The sequence below is a fragment of the Bacteroides acidifaciens genome, from assembly GCF_024623065.1.
GTDB classification, from domain to species: Bacteria; Bacteroidota; Bacteroidia; order Bacteroidales; family Bacteroidaceae; genus Bacteroides; species Bacteroides acidifaciens.
In genome coordinates, this window is record NZ_JANJZR010000072.1 from 1 (window position 1) to 22038 (window position 22038).

Sequence of the window (22038 nt, forward strand, 5' to 3'; positions counted from 1 at the left end):
CTTTGTTAGTAATTGGTTATGCCGCAAAGATATGCTGGGTTGCGATGCGTGTCAAGGCGGAAAATAGAATGGTTACCGCTCTTGCCGTTTGCCCGAAGACAAAAGGAAGATTCTTCTTTCCGACACTAATTGTCTGAAATATAGATTTTGCGACTTTATTTCAAGGCATTGGTACAATGATGGCAAGCGGCTGGTTTCTCGCTTCTGCCAATTACAGGCATCTATATCACAGTCATTCCTTATTTATAAAGATATTGCTTGAATCGTATCCATAACTCTTCGGGCGGTCGTTACATTTCGTTCATATTCGTTGATATGTACAGTGCCGCCCATGGATACTGATTCATTCTTGTACTTCATTTCACTTATAATACTTTCACGGGCAGAGAAGTGAAATTCCTGTATCCCTGTTTCTTGAGCAATTCGGGCAATATTATTTTCGTTCACACCGCATCCGGCAAGTAGGATGATTCTTCCTGCTGCTTGCTCCTGCAGCTCTTTGAGTAAGGGAATACCTTGTTCAGCAGTAGCTTGCTGACCGGAAGTCAGAATCCGGTTGCAGCCTAGTTCAATAATTTGTTCCAGTGCTTCTTTGGGGTTGCAGCAAACATCGAAAGCCCTATGAAAGGTGACAGACAAGCCTTGTGAGGCTAACATTAATTCTTGCATGGCGGTGGAATCAATCTCTCCATTAGCAGTCAGGCATCCAAAAACAACTCCGTCAACTCCGAGTTTTCGGGCTATCTCTATATCTTTCAGCATTGTTTTTACTTCGATAGGCGAGTAGAGAAAATCTCCCCCCCGGGGACGGATAATGACGTGCAATCGGGTGGTATCCAGTATTTCACGAGCCATAGAAATTTCTCCGTAAGAAGGTGTTGTTCCACCTTCGGGAATACCCGCACATAATTCTACACGGTTGGCTCCGCCTGTTTGGGCAGCGAGGCAACTTTCTACTGAGTTGGCACAAACTTCGAATTGGTATTTTTTCATAAGTTGATGAATAAAAATGAAAAGTGTTTGCTGTTATTAAAAAGGAATATTCATTTATTATAAAAGGGCGAATTGCTTCGCCCTTCTATTTTTAATTTCTTTTTTAAGTCTTTGGTCTTACTTAGCGAAGCTAACCGCACGTGTCTCACGGATAACGGTAATCTTCACCTGTCCCGGATAAGTCATTTCATCCTGAATTTTCTTGGCGATTTCGCCCGACAGGTTTTCAGTCTGCTTGTCATCAATCTTATCAGCACCAACGATAACGCGGAGTTCGCGTCCTGCCTGAATTGCGTAAGTCTTTGTTACACCCGGATAAGACATTGCCAATTGTTCAAGGTCGTTCAGACGCTTGATATAAGCCTCAACGATTTCGCGGCGTGCGCCCGGACGTGCGCCCGAGATAGCGTCACATACTTGTACGATAGGAGCCAGCAAACTCGTCATTTCCGTTTCGTCATGGTGAGCACCGATAGCGTTGCAGATATCCGGTTTCTCCTTATATTTTTCTGCAAGCTTCATACCCAGCAATGCGTGTGGCAATTCCGGTTCTTCATCAGGCACTTTACCTATATCATGCAGCAAACCTGCGCGTTTTGCTTTCTTCGGATTCAGTCCCAATTCTGATGCCATTACAGCACAAAGGTTGGCTGTTTCACGTGCATGCTGCAACAGGTTCTGACCATAAGAAGAACGATATTTCATCTTACCGATAATACGAATCAGTTCAGGATGCAGACCGTGGATACCAAGGTCAATCGTTGTACGTTTACCTGTTTCGATGATTTCTTCTTCCACCTGTTTGCGTACTTTAGCTACCACCTCTTCGATACGTGCCGGATGGATACGTCCGTCAGTAACAAGCTGGTGCAGAGCCAGGCGGGCAATTTCACGGCGAACCGGGTCGAAAGCTGAAAGGACAATCGCTTCAGGAGTATCGTCTACAACAATTTCAACACCTGTGGCTGCTTCCAGTGCACGGATATTACGTCCTTCACGACCGATGATACGTCCTTTAATCTCATCCGATTCGATATGGAATACCGTAACAGAATTTTCGATGGCAGTTTCCGTAGCTACCCGTTGGATAGACTGAACGACAATACGTTTCGCTTCCTTGTTGGCAGTCAGTTTAGCATCATCCATGATGTCATTGATATATGACTGAGCCTGTGTTTTAGCTTCCTCTTTCAAGGATTCTACCAGGCGTTCTTTCGCTTCTTCGGCAGACAAACCGGAGATTGCTTCCAACTTGTCAATTTCCTGCTGTTGCAGTCTGTCAAGTTCTTCTTTTTTCTTGTCGACAATCACTAACTGCGCTTCCAGATTCTCTTTGACAGCTTCGGCTTCCATCTTCTTGCGTTGGATTTCTTCCTGGCGCTGTCCGAGCGCCATTTCGCGTTGTTTCAGTTTGTTTTCCGCCTGCTGAATCTTCTGATTCCGCAGTGCTACTTCTTTTTCAAGGTCCGCTTTCTTGTTCAGGAATTTCTCCTTCACTTCCAGCAGCTTGTTTTTCTTAATTACTTCTGCTTCCGTTTCTGCTTCTTTCAGGATGTTGTCGTATCTGGATTTCAGCGCATACCTAAACAGTATGTATGAAAGGACTCCACCTACGATGAAGCAAGCAATTGCTGTTGCTATTATTGCTATCATTCTACATTTAATTTAATATGTAAATAAAAACGCACCGCCAAATATCAAAGCATATTCTTGCTTGGATATTGTGCAGTGCGTGGTTGTTTTTCTCTTATCAACGAATAGCCGGTCAATTTTATTCTCCTTTGAAATAATCTTCCAGCAATTCAGTTAGTTCTTTTACCTTCTCCGTATAGGGGGCGGTATCATTACGTTCCAACAATTGCAGTTTCTCTAATGAGAACTGATAGGCTACCATGGCAATAATCTTTTCCGGTTCGAGGTTCTTGTAAACTTCCCGGTATTTATTAAGCCTGATATTTACCTGCTTGGCGGCTTTCCGTACCATTTCTTCTTCCTCACGGTTGATGGTTAACGGGTAGTTTGAGTCTGCTATCTGCAGGTTTATCTTTATTTTATCGTTCATACATCTTCTTCTTATTCATTCAACAAAGCGATGCATTTATCGACTTCACGCACTAATTTAGACAATCGCAGCTTCGTCTCTTTTACGTCGCTGCCGTTAAGGCTGATTGCCGTAGCTGTTTTTAGGTTTGTATAGCTGACTTCCAATTCATCGTATTGCGCCTGTACCTTCTCATTTTTTAATTTTTCAATATCGAGAAGTTTCTTCAGCTCCGCATTTTCACGCTTTAACTCATCGTGCAAATAGATCAAATGCCGTAGCTGCGTCTCAAAGGTATTCAATAACTTTTTTTCTTCTTCTGTCATTACTACACCAAAATTGTACACAAAAATACGATTAACTCTGATATTACAAAAACTTTTCGGAAGAAAATGTGCATTTTAGCGCAAAATAGCGGGTTGGACGAGAGAAAGAGGGGAATTCTGTGGTAATAATTGCTTTGTAAAACCAGTAATACTCAGGAAAAACTATATCTTTGCATTTCAATAAAATGAAGGAAACCTATGTTGAAAATATTAGTTACCTACGCCGTCCAAGGCGAATTTGTAGAACTTAAATGGCCGGATATAGAACCTTACTACGTTCGTACAGGTATTGGTAAAGTGAAATCAGCCTTTCATTTGGCAGAGGCAATCCGTCAGGTACAACCGGACTTGGTGCTCAATATCGGAAGTGCTGGAACAGTCAATCATCAGGTAGGAGATATTTTTGTATGTCGCAAGTTCATAGACCGTGATATGCAGAAAATGAAAGAGTTCGGATTGGAGTGTGAGATCGATTCATCAGCTCTGCTCGAAGAAAAAGGATATTGCACGCATTGGACGGAACATGGAATCTGCAATACAGGAGATGGCTTCCTTACCGAGTTGACTCACGTTAGCGGAGATGTTGTAGATATGGAAGCATACGCACAAGCATTTGTCTGCCGTTCAAAAGAAATACCGTTTATTTCTGTGAAATACGTGACTGACATAATTGGCCAGAATTCTGTGAAACATTGGGAAGATAAACTTGCAGATGCCCGTCAGGGACTTTCCAACTACCTCAACGTTTTGAAAGAAAGAATATGATAAGTGATACCTGCGGCTATCAGTCCCAGGAGAATCTTTACCCATAACAGAGGAATCAGGAAGAATATGCAATACAGCATTGTCCCCCACATCAGTACAAGTGAGATAATTTTGGCTCGTAGCGGAATTGCTTTATTCTCGCGGAAGTTACGGATATAAGGGCCGAAATGCCGATGATTGAGCAACCAGTTATATAATCGGGGCGACCCTTTGAAATAAAGGGCGGCGGTGAGCAATAGAAAAGGGGTAGTGGGCAGTAGCGGCAGAAAGATGCCGAGAATGCCGAGCGCAAGAGAAATACTACCTAAAACAATATATAGAGTTTTCATGCGGCAAAGATAGTGCAAAAAAAGGGAAAAAATAACACTCTTTGCTGGATGAGAATTCTATTTTATATTACCTTTGCCGTTGCATCGAGGTGACATTAGATGCGTATAACTATTAAAATATATACAGCAATGTTTACAGTAATCAAACGCATGGAGATTTCAGCTTCCCATAAGCTGGTACTCCCGTATCGCAGTAAATGCGCCAGTCTACACGGTCACAACTGGATTATCACCGTCTATTGCCGTTCCGAACGACTTAACTCCGAAGGCATGGTGGTCGATTTCACCCGCATCAAAGAAGTGGTCATGGAGAAACTCGACCATCAAAATCTGAACGAAGTACTCCCATTTAATCCCACAGCGGAGAATATCGCCCGGTGGGTATGCAAGCAAATTCCTCAATGCTATAAAGTAGAAGTGCAGGAATCGGAAGGAAACATTGTCATCTACGAGAAAGATCCTGTCGGCGCAGAAGGATAAGAATTGCAAACCAAACAAATTTTGATGATGAGAAAGATTAATGAAATCTTTTACAGCTTGCAGGGCGAAGGCTACCATACCGGAACTCCTGCCATCTTCGTACGTTTTTCCGGCTGCAACCTGAAATGTGACTTTTGCGACACACAACACGAAGAAGGAACAATGATGACCGACGATGAAATTATCGCCGAGGTGAAAAAATATCCTGCCGTCACCGTTGTCCTTACGGGCGGCGAACCTTCCTTATGGATAGACGATGAATTGATCGACCGTTTGCACCAGGCAGGTAAGTATGTGGCTATCGAAACCAACGGTACACGCCCCCTGCCGGCAGCTATCGACTGGGTGACCTGCTCTCCCAAACAAGGGGCGAAGCTTGCCATCGACCGGATGGATGAAGTGAAAGTGGTCTATGAAGGACAAGATATAAGCATTTTTGAACAACTTCCCGCCGAACATTTTTTCCTTCAGCCTTGTTCTTGTAACAACACTGCTTCAACAGTGGACTGTGTAATGCGACATCCCAAATGGAGACTCAGCTTGCAAACACACAAATTAATCGACATCCGTTGAGCAAAATAGACGGGTGATACGGAAGAAGCTTAAATTATTACAGAGCATAATATGAAAGTAGGTTTGTTTATTCCTTGTTATATCAATGCTATTTACCCCAATGTGGGAGTGGCATCGTATTGACTATTGAAAAGCTTGGGAGTAGACGTCGATTATCCGTTGGATCAGACTTGTTGTGGACAACCGATGGCAAATGCCGGTTTTGAAGATGAATCGATGAAATTGGCACTCCGTTTTGACGATCTGTTTTTTCAGCGATTGACTTTCGGTTTTTTAGATGAAGAGGATAAATTGAAAGAGGATAAATTAGAAGAGGAGGAAAGAGATGAACGGTAAATACAGTCTGCCGGTGGTGAAGGCAGTAGATTTAATTTGGACTAGTTTCGACAAGGAAGAGATACACCGTGGATACGCGATGCTTATGCAGGCGGCACAGCAAGGCGATGCAGACGCATTATGCTTCATCGCACGTTGTTTCATGGGAGAGGAGTATGTATGGAGCGGAGCCGGTTTTGCCACTGACGATGCCAGTGCTTCGAAACTGATGCAGAAGAGCGCGCTTATGGGGAGCGCTACAGGTGTGCTTTGTGCCGCACGAAGCGGTAACTTTACTCCGGCGGTTCAGCGGGGAATGCCTTTCGAGTCGTTCAAGGAGGCTTTCGAGGAGATTCTCGAACAGGCTGAGCGTGGCAATGCGTTCTGTTGCTATATGATAGGAAATGTTTATTATTGGGGCGACTATCTGCTTGTTGAGCCTGAGTTTGCCAAGCAATTCAAAACCGAGGACAATTACAACGCTTGGGCCTATCCGATAGCGAAAGAATGGTTCGAGCGCAGCTTTAACGGGCGTATCTGTGCCGGTTGGGGCAATTATTGCAATATCCGTAAGTCAGGGCTCTGCGATATCAGGCAGGAGGTGTTTGAAGTTTATTTTCAAGCGCTTGCTGAGATTTCTCCGGTGATTTGCGGCAACTACGGATATTACCTCGGACATGAGAAAAATAACCCGGAGGTAGCGCTCGCTTATTACATCAAGGCGGCACATCGCTACGATATACAGTCGACATTCAACGCCGGCTGTTGCTATGACGAGGGATTCGGTGTGGAAAGGGATGTCGACATGGCTTTCAATTTCTATGAGATAGCCGCTATTGGAGGTCATCCTAATGCTCAGTGGCAGGCGGGATACTACTATTTCGACGGCTGGGGCAGCGTCGAACAGGATTATGCCAAAGCTGCCGAATGGTTTGAGAAAGCCTATCAGAATCCCCAAAGTGACGATAGAAACAGGGTGCGCTCAGCCTCCTATCTTGGTATCTGCTATCAGGACGGTCTTGGTGTAATACAGGACGATGACTTGGCCTTGGAGTATCTTCAGGAGGCGGAGGAAAATATTGACATGTTGTGGAATCCAATCAATGCCATGGTGCTGAATGCGCTGGGCGTAGCCTATTATTTCGGGCGTGGCACGGAGGAAGATGAAGAATTGGGATATGAGTATTTTGAGGATGCGGCGAAGCTTGGTCTGGAAGTGGCGAAAGAGCATCTCCAACAGATAAACCAACCCGGAATGTCAGAGCATGAATCCCACAAGCCGGGTAAGGAAATAGCGCCTTTTTATCAGGGATTGGCGGAAAGAATCAGAGAGGCAGTGGAGAAAGACCTCCGTGAGGTTCTTGATCAAGTGGGCGAAGAGCAGATTTATACGGCGGCTTTGGTTTCCGACAGGGATTGTGTCACTCTGTTTCTCGCAGTGAATACCGTTGAATATTTGAATGAAAATGATGGACCCGACAGCGAGAGCAAATGGATTCCCGATGAATGGGGCTATTCGGACGGTCACCATAGTGCGTTGGTAAAGCTCAGCCGATTGCTGTGGGAGCATCATGATGAGTTGCCGAGCGAATCTTATTTCTTTAATGCGGTAATATCGGCCATGAAACAACTCAAAGATGCGAAAGCGTTCGGAGACTGTTCGGAGGAAATCACTTGCTTCGTTTCCATTTCCGATGACGAAGAAGCCGGGCACATGGAAGATTTATCGGCTAAGCAATTGAATAGTGCGGAACTGGTAGCTGCGTTTTTGAAACGCGATAGATGAAATGGATAGATGAAATGAAAACACATAGCATAGGATAAGAGTTGTAAAACGTTTAATTATAAATATATATGTATACCAATAAAGTAAAGAAAATAGCAGCCGTTCATGACCTTTCGGGGATGGGGCGCGTGTCTCTGACTGTTGTCATTCCTATTCTTTCGTCTATGGGTTTTCAGGTTTGTCCGCTGCCTACAGCCGTCTTGTCCAATCATACGCAATATCCCGATTTCTCCTTCCTCGACCTGACGGACGAAATGTCCAAGATTATTGCCCAATGGAAGAAACAAGGGGTAGAGTTCGATGCTATCTATACTGGATACTTGGGTTCTCCGAGACAAGTTCAGATTGTTTCTGAGTTTATCAGAGACTTTCGTCGGGCAGATAGTCTGATAGTTGCCGATCCGGTGTTGGGAGACAACGGACGTTTGTACGCCAACTTTGACGGAGGGATGATAAAGGAGATGCGTCATCTGATTACCAAAGCAGATGTGATTACCCCCAATCTGACGGAACTGTTTTATTTATTGGACAAACCCTATAAAGTGGACAACACGGATGAGGAGCTGAAAGAATATCTTCGTCTTTTGTCGGACAAAGGTCCGCAAGTGGTTATCATCACCAGTGTTCCTGTGCGTGATGAGTCTCATAAAACGTCTGTCTATGCTTATAACCGTCAGGGAAACCGCTATTGGAAAGTGACTTGTCCTTATCTGCCTGCGCATTATCCCGGCACGGGTGATACTTTTACAAGTGTCATCACCGGTTCTTTGATGCAGGGAGACAGTCTGCCGATGGCATTGGACCGTGCCACACAGTTTATCCTACAAGGTATTCGTGCCACTTTCGGATATGAATATGATAACCGCGAGGGTATCCTGCTGGAGAAAGTGCTTCATAATTTGGATATGCCGATACAGATGGCTAGTTACGAACTGATTTAAGATAGGCTTTGTGTGGTTATTACTATGCCGATAGATTGGCACAGTAATGCCACCTTATTTGCATGTCCGTGCCACTGTGTTGGCACAAATGTGACTTCTTATTGGTATTTGTTAAGTTCAGAATCGTACTGTTACTCTTGCCGGTAGTTTCCCACTTGTCCACTTAGGTCCTTCTTTAACAAGCCGGATGGCTTCTTTATCAGCGAATTCACATATTCCATGAATAACAGTGATATCTTGCGGCTTTCCTTCTTCATCAACAAAGAAAGAAAGGACTACCTCCCCTTTAATATCTTTACACTTTTCATCCGTCGGATGAACGAGATTCTCTTTCAGGTATTTCTGATAGCTACGTTTACCGATGACAGGTTGCGGAGTAATCTCTTTCTTTGCCTGTTCCTTAACCGTCACAACATTTCCGGCAGTGGTTGACTTCTTGTTTTTCTTAGTTCCGTATCCCACTACCACCACTTCATTGAGTGCCTGTTTGTTTTCGTTCATGGCAATGAGTATCGTCCGACTGGTATCTATCCGGATTTCTACCGGATCATATCCGATATACTCCGCTGTCAATCGTTTCTTATCATCCTTTTTGACTAACGAAAATTCTCCATTTATATTTGTGATGGTTCCGGTATTCGTTCCTTTATATGCCACACTGGCTCCGATAAGCGGTTCTCCTTTTTCGTCGGTCACTCTCCCTTTAATCATGTTATTTGGAGGAAGGACAGCCGCTACCTTAGCCAATTTCATTTTCTTATCAGATTCAGATTCGAAAGTATTCATCGTTGCTACTACTTCTTGCAATGCAGCAGTCTCTTCCGAGATTTCCTCCATCACTGGCACAGTTGCCGCAGGTGTACCTTGTTGTGGTTGGGAAGTCGCTTGGATTTTGGCAATCGTATCTTTCTTATCCGCTTGTCTCGCAGTAATTTCGGAAACAGGCGTGGAATCTTCGGAAACAGGTGTGGAATCCGTTCTTACTTTTGCAGTAGCCAATGCGATTTCCTTTTGTGGAGTTGCCGGAACTGTTGGAGTTGCAGAAATGGCCGGAGTGGGCGGAACTGCGGGTTCAGCCAATTTGGTGGAAACACTCTCTTGGGCAATGAACACTTCGTCCGTCATACTCTTTTTCAGGAACAGGAAATAACTGCTGATACCGAATCCAATAGCCAGACAGGCAGCGATGCTCCAGGTAATAGCGCGGGTGTTCTTTTTCTTTGTCGAATGAGCTGAAACCTGCATTCGCAGTTTCTTGATCCGTTGTTCGTGATTTCCCTCCACTTGGCTGTAACCATCCATCGCATCTGCCAGAAAAGGATCCTGCATCGACTCTCGTTCCAGTCGGTGTGCCTCTTTTCCTTTACGGAGTCCTTGTATGTAGTCCAATAGTTTCATAGGGCTTGTTTCTTGATACAAATTTTTAAATTTCGCTTTCCGTTTTGGATATAGCTTTTCACATTGTTCAGCGTAAATCCGGTCTGCTCGGCAATGTCTGCATAGGACATCTCTTCCAGGAAGAAACGCGTAATGCTGAGCCGTTGTTCTTCGGGCAACTTTTCTAGGCAGTGATGCAATGCCTTCAGTTGTTCCTCCGTACTTTCCTCTTCACTTAATAGATGCAGAAATTCGTCAGATTCCATAATATTGACTGTATAATCTAACGGAATTTCTTTATTTTCTTTCCGTAAAAGTTGCAGGCAATGATTCTTCGCCACCCGGTAGAGCCATGGCTTGAAAACTTTTATCTCATAATTTCCCAGTTTGGGCAATAAATCTTCAAACAACTGCATGACTGCTTCCTGCGCACGGTCCTCATCTTGTAGATATTTCAGGCAAAGTCCGTACAGTAACGGGATATATCGGTTGTATAATTCACCGAAATATTCCGTATCTCCGGACTTCGTATAGTGTATCAGTAATTCTTCGTCCGATAGTTTCGATATGTTTCTTTTGAAAAATAACATCTATTTGCTGCCAAAGATAGGGATTGAAGGGAGAAATAACAACTATGAGAAGAAAAATAAAAAAAGTTTGAGTGGTTTATGGAATCTTTATGAAATCTGCATCTCTATAGTAAAAGCGAACTAATTGTCATATTTTTAAATAAGGAAGTTATGAAAACAAATCAATTCAGAGCGATGGTGCTCGTACTGCTGATGGCAGTTGTTTCTTTAGGTACAGTGAGTGCGCAAGCAATTACCGTGACGGGTACTGTGACGGATGCAAAGGATGGAACTCCGCTTGTTGGCTGTTCGGTCTCGGTGAAGGGAACCACGAATGGAGTGATAACTAATATGGATGGTCAGTACTCTATTCTGACTAAAAAAGGGGAAACGTTGTTATTCAATTATATCGGTTACAAGCAGGAGCAAAGGGTCGTTAAATCATCGCAACTCAACGTGAAGTTGAAAACGGATAATGTTGCATTGGAAGAGTGTGTCGTAGTAGGCTATGGTGCAATGAAGTCGAGAGCGATGACCGGCTCTTATATGGCAATCTGTCCGACATCGGCAGTCATGTACGATAGAGTAAATGCGGAAGAATACGGTCAGATTCAGGAGAACGGCTTCAAGAATGTATCGGATGCCGCACTTTCGACTTTCTCCATTGATGTGGATGCCGCTTCTTATAGTAATATACGCCGTTTTATCAATAAAGGCGAACTGCCGCCTGCTGACGCCGTCCGCACGGAAGAACTTGTGAATTACTTCTCATACGATTATCCGAAACCGGCAGGCAGTGACCCTGTGAAGATTACCATGGAATCCGGAGAATGTCCTTGGAACTCTGCTCACCGTCTTGTTCGTATCGGGTTGAAGGCAAAAGAAATTCCTACGGATAATCTGCCTGCATCCAATTTAGTTTTTCTAATTGATGTCTCCGGTTCTATGTGGGGAGCCAATCGCTTGGAATTGGTGAAGTCATCTCTCAAATTACTGGTCAATAACTTACGTGATAAAGATAAAGTAGCTATCGTGACTTATGCAGGCAGTGCAGGCGTGAAACTGGAAGCAACTCCGGGCAGCGACAAACAGAAGATTCGTGAAGCGATAGACGAACTGACGGCAGGCGGATCTACCGCAGGTGGAGCTGGTATCTTGTTGGCATACAAAATAGCGAAGAAGAATTTTATCCCTAATGGTAATAACCGTATTATTCTCTGCTCCGACGGTGATTTTAATGTAGGCGTTTCTTCGGCGGAAGGACTGGAACAACTAATAGAGAAAGAACGGAAGAATGGAGTATTTCTTACCGTATTGGGTTATGGAATGGGAAATTATAAGGATAAAAAGATGCAGGTTTTGGCAGAAAAGGGAAATGGAAACTATGCTTATATAGATAATCTACAGGAAGCTAACCGCGTCTTGGTCGGTGAATTTGGCGCTACTCTCCATACGGTTGCGAAAGATGTAAAATTGCAGGTGGAGTTTAATCCTTCACAAGTACAGGCATACCGTTTGATTGGTTATGAAAGTCGTCTGCTGAAAAATGAAGATTTCAATAACGATGCCAAAGATGCCGGAGACATGGGGGCAGGACATACAGTGACCGCTTTCTATGAAGTAATTCCTACAGGCGTGAAGAATGACTATGTAGGCAAGGTAGATGATTTGAAATATCAGAAGAAAGAAAAAGTGAGCGTGAAACCGACAGGTTCCGATGAACTCCTGACCGTGAAGCTGCGCTATAAAGCTCCGGATAAAGATGTCAGTAAGAAAATGGAATTTTCTTTCGTTGATAACAAAGGAAACAATGTATCTTCCGATTTCCGCTTTGCTTCGGCCGTTGCGATGTTCGGACAGTTACTTCGGAATTCTGAATTCAAAGGAAATGCCAGTTATGATAAAGTAATAAGCTTGGCAAAACAAGGGCTGAATAATGATGATAAAGGGTATAGGAGAGAATTTGTCCGTCTGGTTGAGGCTGCCTGGGGAATAGGAGAGTAAAAACTGGACTGATTGTCTGTGTGATGTCCATTTTCAAGTTTCCAATTTGATTGATAAAAGGAACAGTGAATATCGTGGAAATATGCTCCGCTTGATGTTCACTGTTTCTTTTGAGAAAGGTTGGATTGTTAAAACAGATTTACTTGGTAGTCTCTTTCATTAATTGTTCGAGAGGCTTCACGATATCGGGATGCTGTGCAGCTACATCATGTTTTTCCCGGATGTCATTCTCCAGATTATAGAGTTGCATCTGTGTATTGCCTTTCCGTGTATTCGTAATGATTCCCTTGTCCGAAACAACCAATATCTCCATATCCCAGATCGTCCATTAAAATATAAATAATATTGGGTTGTGTATGTAAAGTCTGCCCTTGCAGATAACTGCCGCATAGGGCGGAAACACCGATAAATAAGTTCCTTTTATTCATGATATTCTTTTTTTAATCCCATTTGTAATCTTGCGGCACTTCGCTTTTTAAAGCCGGCCCGAATTTATACCCTTGCTGTTCGAACCATTCTTTCTTTTGAAGCACCTGCTCGTAGAAACGGGTAAAGTCCAATGGCTCTCCCTGATGCCACATCTGTTCTGCCAGTCCGATGATGCGGGGAAACAGGCGTTGGTCTATCATGCGTTCCGTCACTACATCGTCTGTCCATAAGGCGCAGCTCATGCCGAGAATCAACGGATTCTTTTCATTGCAGGCCTTGTTTGAAGGGTTGTCCAGATACAAGTCTTTCAAGTCGAACGTGCGTTCTTTGGCGTATCCCCGCCACGGAGTGAGCGGGAAGTTGAGATACGTATAGTAGTTTGAACTGCAAATGACCGGGTAGTTGTGTTTGAGTGCATTGCGGAGCGCTAAGTCTTTATGTCCGCGGTAGTTCCACCATTGGATAACTGTGTTGTCGGGCAGCGGATATCCGTCCTGATATACGACATCTCCCCAGAAGATGGCTTTGCGTCCCTTCTGCTTCAAGTGGTTTGCCATCTGCGCGGAGAACCATAGTTGGAGGTCGTGACTGTCTTTCAGGTTCAGCGCAGCGATTCTCTTTTGGCAGTCTTCGCATTTGTTCCAATTTCCCTTCGGTGCTTCGTCTCCTCCCAAATGGATGTAGGGAGAGGAGAATAGCTCACATACTTCGTCCAATACGTTTTTCAGGAAAGTCAGCACCTCGTCTTTTCCGGCACAGAATATGTTTTGAGTAAATCCCTGTTGCGGCACTTCGACGGGCAGCCCGAAGCAGCCCAACTCCGGATGGGCGGAAAGAGCAGCTTCCGCGTGTCCCGGCATATCTATCTCGGGCACGATGGTGATGTTGCGCTGGCTGGCATAGTTGATTACCTCACGTATCTCTTCCTGTGTGTAGAATCCGTGTTGTTCTTCTGCCTTTCCTACCGAACCTCCTACTTGGGCAAGGTGCGGATACCGCTTGATTTCTATCCGCCATCCCAACCCTTCCGTCAGGTGCCAGTGGAAATAGTTCATTTTAAGCAGGGAAGCCATGTCGATATACTTCTTGATAGTGGATATCCGTTGATACTGGCGTCCGGAATCGAGCAAGAAGCAGCGCCATTGCATACGGGGGGAGTCGGTGATGTCGGCACAGGCAAAGGTAAGTTTCCCGGCCGGCCCCGAAACCCATTGACGCAAAGTCTGCACGGCGTAGATGAATCCTCTTTCGCCGGAGGCGGTTATGGTCATCTGTTTCGGATTGATGCTTATCTTATATCCTTCGGGCGGAAGCGACGGGTCGTTCATCCAGCAGATGTGGGCGGCCGATGCTTTGGATTGCCATTTGACGGAAGTGTCGCGGAGCACTTCGCTACGCAAAAGGCTTATGTAAAATGCGGTGGTGTCCGCAGTGTACATGGAAATGTTCTTTCGTAAGGTGAGTTTGCCTTTTTTCATTTCCACTTGGTTGGGGGAGGGGAATACGATTTGACCGCACGCGAGGGTTACATAAGATACGAGCAGGAGAAGAATGGATAATCGGTGTTTCATACAGGTTATCTTGATAATGATTATTTGTAGGCGAAGTTAAGAATAAACTGTCCAAAGTGCCAAACACTTTGGACAGTTTCAATTGATTAAGGTCTATTTATTAATTCTCACTTTCCCAACCGGGGTTTTGTTCGAGTTGGGGGTTCAGTACTCGTTCGTTGCGTGGGATGGGGTTGAGGTAATAATAGTCGGGCCACAGATGAGTCTGTTGGGGATGGAACTCAAGATACCCTTCACTACCTCCACCGTCGATGGTGACATTGACTCCGGGGAAGTCGGACGAGCGTACAAATTGTCCGAGTTTCTTTTTCAGTGCATAGTGGCATTTCTTCCATCTTCTCAGGTCGTCGAAACGGAAACCTTCGGAGAAGAGCTCGATGCGTCGTTCACGGCGAATCTCCCATAACAGGGGATTTACTTCGTAGTCGCCCGAATAATCGGAGTTTCCTTTGTCACGCTTCGGGTCGAAAGAAGCATCGATATTCGTAACAATCATCGGTGCTACATTAGCACGTGGGCGCAGCTTGTTGATGGTAAGGTTGGCCACGTCCTGATCGAATTCGCCCAATTCGCACATGGCTTCCGCATAGTTTAGCATCACTTCTTCGATGCGGAAGATGGGCATATCCGTCTCCTCATTTCGTTGGCTACCTATGTCTAAGTAGCAACAGTAGTATTTCCAGTTGTTGTATCCGAAAGCTGATTTATACCACGGCTGGTTGTTCAAGAAGAAGTCGAAGTGTGGCGAGGTTCCTAAGATACCGCCGGTATATCCTTGACGGAACGGTAACGTTTTCTGCCGCTCTTTGGAAGTGCCGTATCCTATTCCTATACGCGTGCTGAGGCTGTCGATGAAACTTCTGTCTTTAGGATTGTCGGTAAATTCCCATTTGTTGTCCCATGCGTCGTTCGATTTGCTACGGTCTACGGTGTAAGGCGGAGTGACGTGCAGCCATAAACGGTGGTCGCGGTTGCTGAATTCTTCGTACGGGTCTTTATCATGAGTAAACACTTCGCTTGTCCAGCGCGGCTTACCGTCCGAGCAAAGATAGCTGTCTACCAAATCGCGGGTCGGATTATAGAACGATGTGGCAGTGGTTCCGCCGATACTTACAGCGTGTACCACACCGACAGCGTTCGAGTACTCTCTGTATAAAATCACACCCGGAACGTCTTTCAGTTCCAGCGAGCAGAATAAGTCGTCATAGCAGTCGGCTATGTTGGGATACTTCTCTATCAGTTCGGCGGATACCCGCTTGCATTCCCTCAGGTAGGTTTCAGCATTACCCAAACCGTGGTATTTACGCCATGTACCTTCAAACAGGCAGAAACGTGACAACAGTGCTTGTACGCAGGCTTTGTTGATGGTATTTGCCCCTTCGCCGTCTACATTGATATCCCTTTCGGCGTCTTTCAAATCGTTCAGGATATGTTCGGCTATTTCATCTCTCGATGCTCTCGGGCCTTCGATTAGTTCTGTCTCATTATCGCTCAATACGTGGTCAATCCAGGGCACACCGCCATAGGCCGACAGGAGAGAGAAGTAGCGGTAACTGCGGAAGAAATATCCCACAGAACGCCAGTGCTTTTTCTCCGTATCCGTCATATCGCTGCCTTCGATGCGGTCGAGCATTAAGTTCACACGGCGGATATAGCTGTAGTAACTCCATACAGTATTGTCTTTTTTGTCGGGAATAGTCACTAATTTCCGAATCCAGTTACTTTCGCTCGAACCTCTTGTCTGGTTGTACGAGATGTCGTCCGTAGAGTTTTCCGAACCGTATCCCAATGAAGGCAGGGTTTCGTACAGTCCCCAGGCGTAAGCCTTGAAGTTGTCGTATGTTTTAAAAGCTGTTTCGGCGGTCGGGTCTCCCAAAGGATACCTTTCCAGGAAGTCATTGTTAAGACAGCCGGTCAATAAAACCGTACATATCAGATATAAATATTTTCTCATAATGCATGGGTTATTAGAATGTAACATTGATACCAAGAGAGAATTTTCTCATAAACGGATATTCCCAAATGCCTTTTTGCAACATATCGGTTTCCAATCCTTCGGGCAAGTGGTCCCAAGTATAGAGATTCTCTCCACTGAAGAATACTTTCATTTCATCAAAATAGATGCGTTGCGACCACGTTTTGGGCAGCGTGTACGAAAGTGTGATATTCTGTAATTTCAAGTAAGATGCATCTGCCAGGTACTTGGTTTGTTTCCAGCGGTTGTAGGAGGTGTTTTCTGCATCGTTGGCATATACGCGCGGAAAGTGTGCGTTCGTGTTTTCGGGTGTCCAGAAGTCGAGCGTTTCTTTAAACAAGCTACCCCAGTTTCCGGTAGGCCATGCAATCTGGTCGGTACGCCAGTAATCGCGTTTGCCCACACCGCGTAGGAAAATAGACAAGTCAAATCCCTTCCAGCTTACTCCTGCGGTGATACCGTAGTGGAAGCGTGGTGTTGAGTTACCGATGATGCGTTGGTCGCCCGGATTGTCTGCCGTTCCCTGTCCGCTCCAGATGGTTTCCGTATCATCGTCGAAGTTTTTGTATAGGATATCTCCCGGATGTACTTTTCCGGCTCCTTTCGGTTTAGGAATACCGGCTTTCAATGTTCCGTCTTCGTTGAAGTCGTCTACGGTGTAGAAACGGTCGGTGACGTATCCCCATATTTCTCCCATTTTCATACCTTTACGATAAATGTTGTTACCCAATAGGTTGGTTTCGTTGTTGTACTTCGTAATCTTGCTTTGTGAGTCGTACAGGTTGAAGCCAATCCGGTAACTCCAGTCTTTGTTGATGCGGTCTCTCCAGTTCAATTCCAATTCCCAACCATAGGTTTTCAGGTCGGCGGCATTCTGTTTGGCGGCAGTAGCACCGATTACCCACGGAAGGTCCATACCGGGAGCCAACATTCCTTTGGTGTCGCGGCGATACCAGTCGAAAGTACCGTTCAGGCGGTTATTGAAGAATCCGAAGTCGACACCGAAGTCCAGTGTATATACTTTCTCCCACGAGAAATTATTGCTAACCATTGCAGGAGCTCCCAGTGTAGTGGCTTTCTGTCCGTCTACCAACCATTCTGTGAGATAAGTCGCCATGGAAGGAATGTACGGATAGTTGTCGGGGGTGTTGTCAGACTTCAGGATAATCTGGTTTCCGATAGAACCCCACGAAGCGCGCAGTTTCAGGTTGGAAAGAATGTCTCTTGTTTTTTCCATAAATGGTTCTTCCGAGATTCTCCATCCGGCTGAGAAAGATGGGAAGAATCCGAAACGGTTGTTCTTCGGGAAACGGGAAGTTCCGTCGTAACGTCCGTTGGCTTCCAGCATATATTTGCCGGCGTATGCATAATTGATACGGTAGAACAAACCTCTGATGGCATATTCGTCAAAGCTGTCGCTGACAGAAGCCGTACCGGTCGAACCTGAAAGAGAAGGTAGGTTTTCCAACAATACGTCCGTACGTTTCGACCATTGGGATTCCTTGTGGCTCTCTTCCTGGTTATATCCTCCCATGATGGCAATGTCGTGTTTGCCTATGGAGAAGTCGTAATTGGCAAATACGTTGACGGCATTGTAGTTGGTGAATCCTTGTGTCAGGGCATAACTTGAGTTTTCTACATTGTTCAGGACTCCCGTAAAGTTGAAACCGATGTATTGGTATTTGTTGATATACATCCGGTTGTATTCGGTAGTGCGGTTAAATGTATATTCACCCGTTATTTTCAATCCTTTTAACGGAGATATGATAACACGTCCCAATGTGCGCAGGTCGTTTTTCTTGATAACTCTCGGTTCGCCATAACGTACATAAGTAGCCGATGTTTCGGCCGGATATACTACACCGTCTTGTTCATACGGCAGGATGTTATGGTAAGATGGCAAAGCCATCGCACTTCCCCACACACCGTTGCGGCCGCCTTGCTCTACTTTATTTTGAGTAGAGTTGGCATATCTGATATCCAACTGAGTGGTAAGCCATTTGTTGACATCCACACTGAGGAAGCTGGACATATTGATACGGTTGAACTTGTCTTTGTCTGTTATCAGAATTCCGTCTTCGCCGGTATATCCTAAACTTAAGCGGTAATTGGTGCGTTCGCTACCTCCCGATACGGAGAAACTGTGGTTTTGCATGAAGCCGAAGTCTTCCATCATGTCGGCAAACATATCGTTTTCCCGCATTAAAAACAAATTGCCTTTGTCGTCAAATATATAGCCGTTAGGATATTTGGAAGGGTCGCTTTGGTAGTCGCGTATGTATGATTCCCACTGGGTGATGTTTTTTCCGTCCACATACGTGTCATTCGCCCATCCCATCTCCTTGTAGGCCAATACCGACTCCAACGGACTGGCTTTTTGCGGCAACTCCAATGCTTTCGAGAAGGAGAAGTTGTTATTATAGTTGAATTTGGGAGCCATATCTTTTTTACCTTGTTTTGTCGTTATCAAGATGACACCGAAAGCGGCACGCGCTCCATAGATAGCTGCCGAAGCGGCATCTTTCAGGATAGATACGGTTTCAATGTCTTGCGGGTCAATCATATTGATATCCATCGGTACGTTGTTGACCAGCACCAAGGGCTCACCTCCGTTGATGGAAGTTGTTCCACGGATATTATACGTCATGTTATCGCCGGGAGCACCTGTGGCCGATTCAATTTTCAGACCGGGCACAACACCTTGCAAAGCTGCCGATACATTGGTTATAGGACGGTCACCTAAGGATTCCTTAACGTTTACGGCTCCTACGGCTCCGGTCATATTCACTTTTTTCTGTGTACCGAATCCGATAACTACAACTTCCTCCATTGTTTGTGTGTCTTCCTGCAACTGTATGTTGAAGGATGTCTGGTTTTTCACAGAAACTTCTTGTGTGGTGTATCCGATATAAGTGATTCTGAGTTTGCCATTTGCCGGAGCTTCCAATGAGAATTCTCCGTTGAAGTTGGTAATAGTAGCTTGCTTGCTACCCTCTACAAGAACGTTGGCGCCAATCAAAGGCTCGCCCTGCATATCTGTGACGATTCCCCTTATTTTTATATTCTGTTGGGTTGTATTATTGGAAGGCATTTCCGCTTTTGGCGGAATAGGGACTATGATGATATGTTTCCCTTCCGGTCTGTAAGTGAATCCGGTTCCTTTTAATATCGAGTCCAAAACAGAAGAAACTGTTTCTTTGGTGAAATTGACGGTTACCTTTTGTTTGACGTCCAGTTTCGTCTGATTATAAGCAATGCTTAAATCAGTCTGGGCTTCAATACTTTCAAATACTTTTAATAGGGATTGGTTTTTCATAGATACCGTTATCTGCTGTTTTTGCCCGAAGGCTGTGTTATAAAAACATAAAGCAAATAACAATATATAAATTTTATGAATTTTTACGGGGTAATTCTTACCCGATAACTTATAAAGTTTCATACTTTTGTGAGTTAATCATTAATACTAATTTAAGTGTATGCTACAAGTTGAATGAAGTAATTTTGATTGATTTAGGGGAGTTGGTATCCGCGAAGTACCGGCTTCCTTTTTTTCTGCCTATCTGCCTCCTTTCTTGTTTTGAGGTGAATAAATTAAAAGCACGTTCTCGTCCTCTACTTTATAATCGATGCTTCCTATCGTTTTTGTTACAATATTCATGACATCTTTGATAGGAACTTTATGTTTGAATTTGATCGTATATACATCCGTTGTGGCTAGATGTGGAGGAACGATAATATGTATATTATATATTCTTTCTATTGTAGTGAAAATGTCCTTGAGAGTCATTCCGGCAAAGTTTAATTCACCTTTGGTCCAACCGGAGTACAAGGAAGCGTCAATGATTTTTTTATTGAATTCTCCGGTTGGATTGTCATATTCAAGTTGCTCATCGGGTGACAGAGTAATGATGTCCTCATCGTTTGATTTCTGAACAACAATTGAGCCTGATTCAAGAGTGGCGATTGTTTTTTTATCTTCCGGATAGGCGTGTACGTTGAACTTGGTTCCCAAAACTCTAACTTTCAGATGGCTGGTCTTGACAATGAACGGATGTTGGCTATCTTTCTTTACATCGAAATTTGCTTCTCCCATCAGATATACGGAACGCATGTCATTAGCAAATTTCTGTGGATATATTAACAATGTCCCTGAATTGAGATGCGCTATGGAACCGTCGGGCAAAGTGATTTGCCTCTGTTCTCCCTTAGGCACAAAGTATTCTACCAATTCTACAGGTTTTTCATCGGGTTGTATATACAAGTAAGCTATCCATATGGACAGCAGGGGGATGAGTAATGCTGCCGCTACTTGTCCCCATTTGCGCAACGTATAAGAAACGGCTGTTTTTTGTGAATGCGGCAACTTCTTGCGGAAATCCTGATAAGATCGTATGGTGCTTGCATCGGTTTTGAATTCTTGTTCTTCCCATAACTGCATCATTGCTTCTTCCTTCTCGTCCTGTCCTGCGGAGTCAATGAGCCATCTCCACATCTTTTCCTTAAGTTCGGGACTGAACTTGTCGGAAATAAAATTTTTAATTATTTTATAGGTATTCGACATATTTATTAATTTTTTATGGTGATGGTTTCTTATATTAAGAAACGTAGCCGGCCAACTACGCACGGTCTGAATTCATATTTTTTTTAGAAAAATAGAATAAAGGCAATAAATAGTACTTTCCGTATGTCTGTGAGGGCTTGTGAAAGATGGTTCTCGACAGTTCGTTTATTGATGCCTAACGTTTGGGCTATTTCGTCACTGCTCATTCCTGATTCCCGGCTCATCTTATATATTTTCTTCCGTTGCGGAGGCATTTTTTCCACAACCATTGCCACTAGTAGTTCGAGTTCCCTAAGTTGTATCTTGTCGTCAGTTTCGTTGCTTTCCGGTGTGGAAACAATCTTCTCGGCTTGTTTTTGCTGGTAGTTTTTGAATAGTAACGCACGTTCGATATGCCGGTATGCTGCATTTTTGCAGACACGGAGAAGATAAGATTTGAAGTTGTTGATTGTATTGAGGGATGAGCGGTTGCTCCATAGCATTAGAAATATATCCTGCGATATATCTTCCGCTTCTTCCGGTGATTGCAATAATCCGGTGATAAATCCTTTGACTTGTGGGTAATAGTGCAGGAAGAAAATTTCAAAAGCCTTTTCGTCTCCTTTGCTGATAGCCTCTAAAAGTAGTTTTTCATTAAAAGGTTGCATGCTGTTGAGGTTGGGTGAATACTATCGATTGTGCAAAAATAAGTGATTTTTTACATCTATATCCGGTTATTAACAAAAAAACACTTTTTACAGTGAAATGAAAGTTTCGGTATGTATATGAGTGAGGTGCTCTAAAAAGTGGTTCAGTTGTAATTCTTGGTGGATTTGGTTCAGTACACAGCCATATCCTTAAAAAATGATTCATTCCCGTGCGGAAATGAACCAAATCTCCAATTATCTGTATTCAAACCGGCTAAAAACTCTCTTACTGATTCTTTTTGCTATAATCCGGTTTCAGCCGTTTCAGTTTTATTCGCAAACGCCTTGCTGGAAGGCGATAGCGGCTGAAGGCAGAA

General features: G+C 44.3%; 19 protein-coding genes and 1 pseudogene. 7 read left to right on the forward strand and 13 right to left on the reverse strand.

Going from position 1 to position 22038, the window contains the following annotated elements; translation table 11 throughout:
• Positions 1-243: 243 nt before the first annotated feature.
• From NSB03_RS16265 to NSB03_RS16280, 4 genes are all read right to left on the reverse strand, one after another.
• Positions 244-993, reverse strand: a complete 750-nt coding sequence (locus NSB03_RS16265) for a copper homeostasis protein CutC (RefSeq protein WP_121766959.1) — start codon at positions 991-993, stop codon at positions 244-246.
• 117 nt (positions 994-1110) lie between these two features.
• Entirely contained in the window at positions 1111-2646 is a 1536-nt protein-coding gene (gene rny, locus NSB03_RS16270; RefSeq protein WP_024988160.1) for a ribonuclease Y, read from the reverse strand.
• Positions 2647-2764: 118 nt separating this feature from the next.
• A complete protein-coding gene (locus tag NSB03_RS16275; protein ID WP_024988161.1) occupies positions 2765-3055 on the reverse strand; it encodes a cell division protein ZapA in 291 nt (96 codons plus the stop codon).
• Positions 3056-3066: 11 nt separating this feature from the next.
• On the reverse strand, positions 3067-3360 hold the full coding sequence (locus NSB03_RS16280; RefSeq protein ID WP_128824435.1) for a coiled-coil domain-containing protein: 294 nt from the start codon (positions 3358-3360) through the stop codon (positions 3067-3069).
• 198 nt (positions 3361-3558) lie between these two features.
• Between NSB03_RS16280 and NSB03_RS16285 the strand changes: the two genes are divergently transcribed.
• Complete coding sequence (locus NSB03_RS16285) at positions 3559-4125, forward strand: 5'-methylthioadenosine/S-adenosylhomocysteine nucleosidase family protein (RefSeq protein ID WP_136013544.1); 567 nt, start codon at positions 3559-3561, stop codon at positions 4123-4125.
• Here NSB03_RS16285 and NSB03_RS16290 read toward each other — a convergent pair.
• Positions 4095-4454, reverse strand: a complete 360-nt coding sequence (locus NSB03_RS16290) for a YbaN family protein (protein ID WP_024988163.1) — start codon at positions 4452-4454, stop codon at positions 4095-4097. The two genes, NSB03_RS16285 and NSB03_RS16290, sit on opposite strands and share 31 nt — an antisense overlap.
• A gap of 129 nt (positions 4455-4583) precedes the next feature.
• Here NSB03_RS16290 and NSB03_RS16295 point away from each other — a divergent pair, with 129 nt between their 5' ends.
• From NSB03_RS16295 to NSB03_RS16315, 5 genes and pseudogenes are all read left to right on the forward strand, one after another.
• Positions 4584-4934, forward strand: coding sequence for a 6-pyruvoyl trahydropterin synthase family protein (locus tag NSB03_RS16295; RefSeq protein ID WP_024988164.1), 351 nt, complete (start codon positions 4584-4586; stop codon positions 4932-4934).
• A 27-nt stretch (positions 4935-4961) separates the two neighbouring features.
• Positions 4962-5507, forward strand: a complete 546-nt coding sequence (locus tag NSB03_RS16300) for a 7-carboxy-7-deazaguanine synthase QueE (RefSeq protein ID WP_024988165.1) — start codon at positions 4962-4964, stop codon at positions 5505-5507.
• A gap of 51 nt (positions 5508-5558) precedes the next feature.
• Positions 5559-5756, forward strand: a pseudogene (locus NSB03_RS16305) (heterodisulfide reductase-related iron-sulfur binding cluster); the annotation flags it as partial.
• A gap of 76 nt (positions 5757-5832) precedes the next feature.
• Entirely contained in the window at positions 5833-7608 is a 1776-nt protein-coding gene (locus NSB03_RS16310; protein ID WP_257466506.1) for a DUF4303 domain-containing protein, read from the forward strand.
• Between the two features lie 68 nt (positions 7609-7676).
• Positions 7677-8549 (forward strand): pyridoxamine kinase, encoded by an 873-nt coding sequence (locus NSB03_RS16315; RefSeq protein ID WP_024988169.1) that lies wholly within the window; start codon positions 7677-7679, stop codon positions 8547-8549.
• 117 nt (positions 8550-8666) lie between these two features.
• On the opposite strand, the gene NSB03_RS16320 is transcribed toward NSB03_RS16315, so the two are convergent.
• Positions 8667-9947 (reverse strand): carboxypeptidase-like regulatory domain-containing protein, encoded by a 1281-nt coding sequence (locus NSB03_RS16320; protein WP_024988170.1) that lies wholly within the window; start codon positions 9945-9947, stop codon positions 8667-8669.
• Complete coding sequence (locus NSB03_RS16325; protein WP_024988171.1) at positions 9944-10516, reverse strand: RNA polymerase sigma factor; 573 nt, start codon at positions 10514-10516, stop codon at positions 9944-9946. The genes NSB03_RS16320 and NSB03_RS16325 overlap by 4 nt, the downstream gene beginning before the upstream one ends.
• Before the next feature lie 150 nt (positions 10517-10666).
• On the opposite strand from NSB03_RS16325, the gene NSB03_RS16330 reads away from it, so the two are divergent.
• A complete protein-coding gene (locus tag NSB03_RS16330) occupies positions 10667-12499 on the forward strand; it encodes a vWA domain-containing protein (protein WP_257466507.1) in 1833 nt (610 codons plus the stop codon).
• Between the two features lie 139 nt (positions 12500-12638).
• Here the strand turns inward: NSB03_RS16330 and NSB03_RS16335 are convergent, their stop codons facing one another.
• The 6 genes from NSB03_RS16335 to NSB03_RS16360 form a co-directional block, all read right to left on the reverse strand.
• A complete protein-coding gene (locus NSB03_RS16335) occupies positions 12639-12812 on the reverse strand; it encodes a hypothetical protein (protein ID WP_159102150.1) in 174 nt (57 codons plus the stop codon).
• A gap of 127 nt (positions 12813-12939) precedes the next feature.
• Positions 12940-14499 carry a beta-N-acetylhexosaminidase gene (locus tag NSB03_RS16340; RefSeq protein WP_024988172.1) on the reverse strand — a complete coding sequence of 520 codons (1560 nt, stop codon included), beginning with the start codon at positions 14497-14499 and terminating at the stop codon, positions 12940-12942.
• Positions 14500-14599: 100 nt separating this feature from the next.
• Positions 14600-16453 (reverse strand): RagB/SusD family nutrient uptake outer membrane protein, encoded by a 1854-nt coding sequence (locus tag NSB03_RS16345; protein ID WP_257466508.1) that lies wholly within the window; start codon positions 16451-16453, stop codon positions 14600-14602.
• Between the two features lie 13 nt (positions 16454-16466).
• Positions 16467-19913 carry a TonB-dependent receptor gene (locus NSB03_RS16350; RefSeq protein WP_257466509.1) on the reverse strand — a complete coding sequence of 1149 codons (3447 nt, stop codon included), beginning with the start codon at positions 19911-19913 and terminating at the stop codon, positions 16467-16469.
• A 117-nt stretch (positions 19914-20030) separates the two neighbouring features.
• A complete protein-coding gene (locus NSB03_RS16355; RefSeq protein ID WP_024988173.1) occupies positions 20031-21035 on the reverse strand; it encodes a FecR family protein in 1005 nt (334 codons plus the stop codon).
• A gap of 83 nt (positions 21036-21118) precedes the next feature.
• Positions 21119-21682 carry an RNA polymerase sigma-70 factor gene (locus NSB03_RS16360; RefSeq protein ID WP_024988174.1) on the reverse strand — a complete coding sequence of 188 codons (564 nt, stop codon included), beginning with the start codon at positions 21680-21682 and terminating at the stop codon, positions 21119-21121.
• Between the last annotated feature and the right edge of the window lie 356 nt (positions 21683-22038).

Coding starts and splice junctions, on each gene's coding strand:
- NSB03_RS16265 (WP_121766959.1), bottom strand. CDS start 993: ATGAAAAAATACCAATTCGAAGTTTGTGCCAACTCAGTAGAAAGTTGC.
- rny (WP_024988160.1), bottom strand. CDS start 2,646: ATGATAGCAATAATAGCAACAGCAATTGCTTGCTTCATCGTAGGTGGA.
- NSB03_RS16275 (WP_024988161.1), bottom strand. CDS start 3,055: ATGAACGATAAAATAAAGATAAACCTGCAGATAGCAGACTCAAACTAC.
- NSB03_RS16280 (WP_128824435.1), bottom strand. CDS start 3,360: ATGACAGAAGAAGAAAAAAAGTTATTGAATACCTTTGAGACGCAGCTA.
- NSB03_RS16285 (WP_136013544.1), top strand. CDS start 3,559: ATGTTGAAAATATTAGTTACCTACGCCGTCCAAGGCGAATTTGTAGAA.
- NSB03_RS16290 (WP_024988163.1), bottom strand. CDS start 4,454: ATGAAAACTCTATATATTGTTTTAGGTAGTATTTCTCTTGCGCTCGGC.
- NSB03_RS16295 (WP_024988164.1), top strand. CDS start 4,584: ATGTTTACAGTAATCAAACGCATGGAGATTTCAGCTTCCCATAAGCTG.
- NSB03_RS16300 (WP_024988165.1), top strand. CDS start 4,962: ATGAGAAAGATTAATGAAATCTTTTACAGCTTGCAGGGCGAAGGCTAC.
- NSB03_RS16310 (WP_257466506.1), top strand. CDS start 5,833: ATGAACGGTAAATACAGTCTGCCGGTGGTGAAGGCAGTAGATTTAATT.
- NSB03_RS16315 (WP_024988169.1), top strand. CDS start 7,677: ATGTATACCAATAAAGTAAAGAAAATAGCAGCCGTTCATGACCTTTCG.
- NSB03_RS16320 (WP_024988170.1), bottom strand. CDS start 9,947: ATGAAACTATTGGACTACATACAAGGACTCCGTAAAGGAAAAGAGGCA.
- NSB03_RS16325 (WP_024988171.1), bottom strand. CDS start 10,516: ATGTTATTTTTCAAAAGAAACATATCGAAACTATCGGACGAAGAATTA.
- NSB03_RS16330 (WP_257466507.1), top strand. CDS start 10,667: ATGAAAACAAATCAATTCAGAGCGATGGTGCTCGTACTGCTGATGGCA.
- NSB03_RS16335 (WP_159102150.1), bottom strand. CDS start 12,812: ATGGAGATATTGGTTGTTTCGGACAAGGGAATCATTACGAATACACGG.
- NSB03_RS16340 (WP_024988172.1), bottom strand. CDS start 14,499: ATGAAACACCGATTATCCATTCTTCTCCTGCTCGTATCTTATGTAACC.
- NSB03_RS16345 (WP_257466508.1), bottom strand. CDS start 16,453: ATGAGAAAATATTTATATCTGATATGTACGGTTTTATTGACCGGCTGT.
- NSB03_RS16350 (WP_257466509.1), bottom strand. CDS start 19,913: ATGAAACTTTATAAGTTATCGGGTAAGAATTACCCCGTAAAAATTCAT.
- NSB03_RS16355 (WP_024988173.1), bottom strand. CDS start 21,035: ATGTCGAATACCTATAAAATAATTAAAAATTTTATTTCCGACAAGTTC.
- NSB03_RS16360 (WP_024988174.1), bottom strand. CDS start 21,682: ATGCAACCTTTTAATGAAAAACTACTTTTAGAGGCTATCAGCAAAGGA.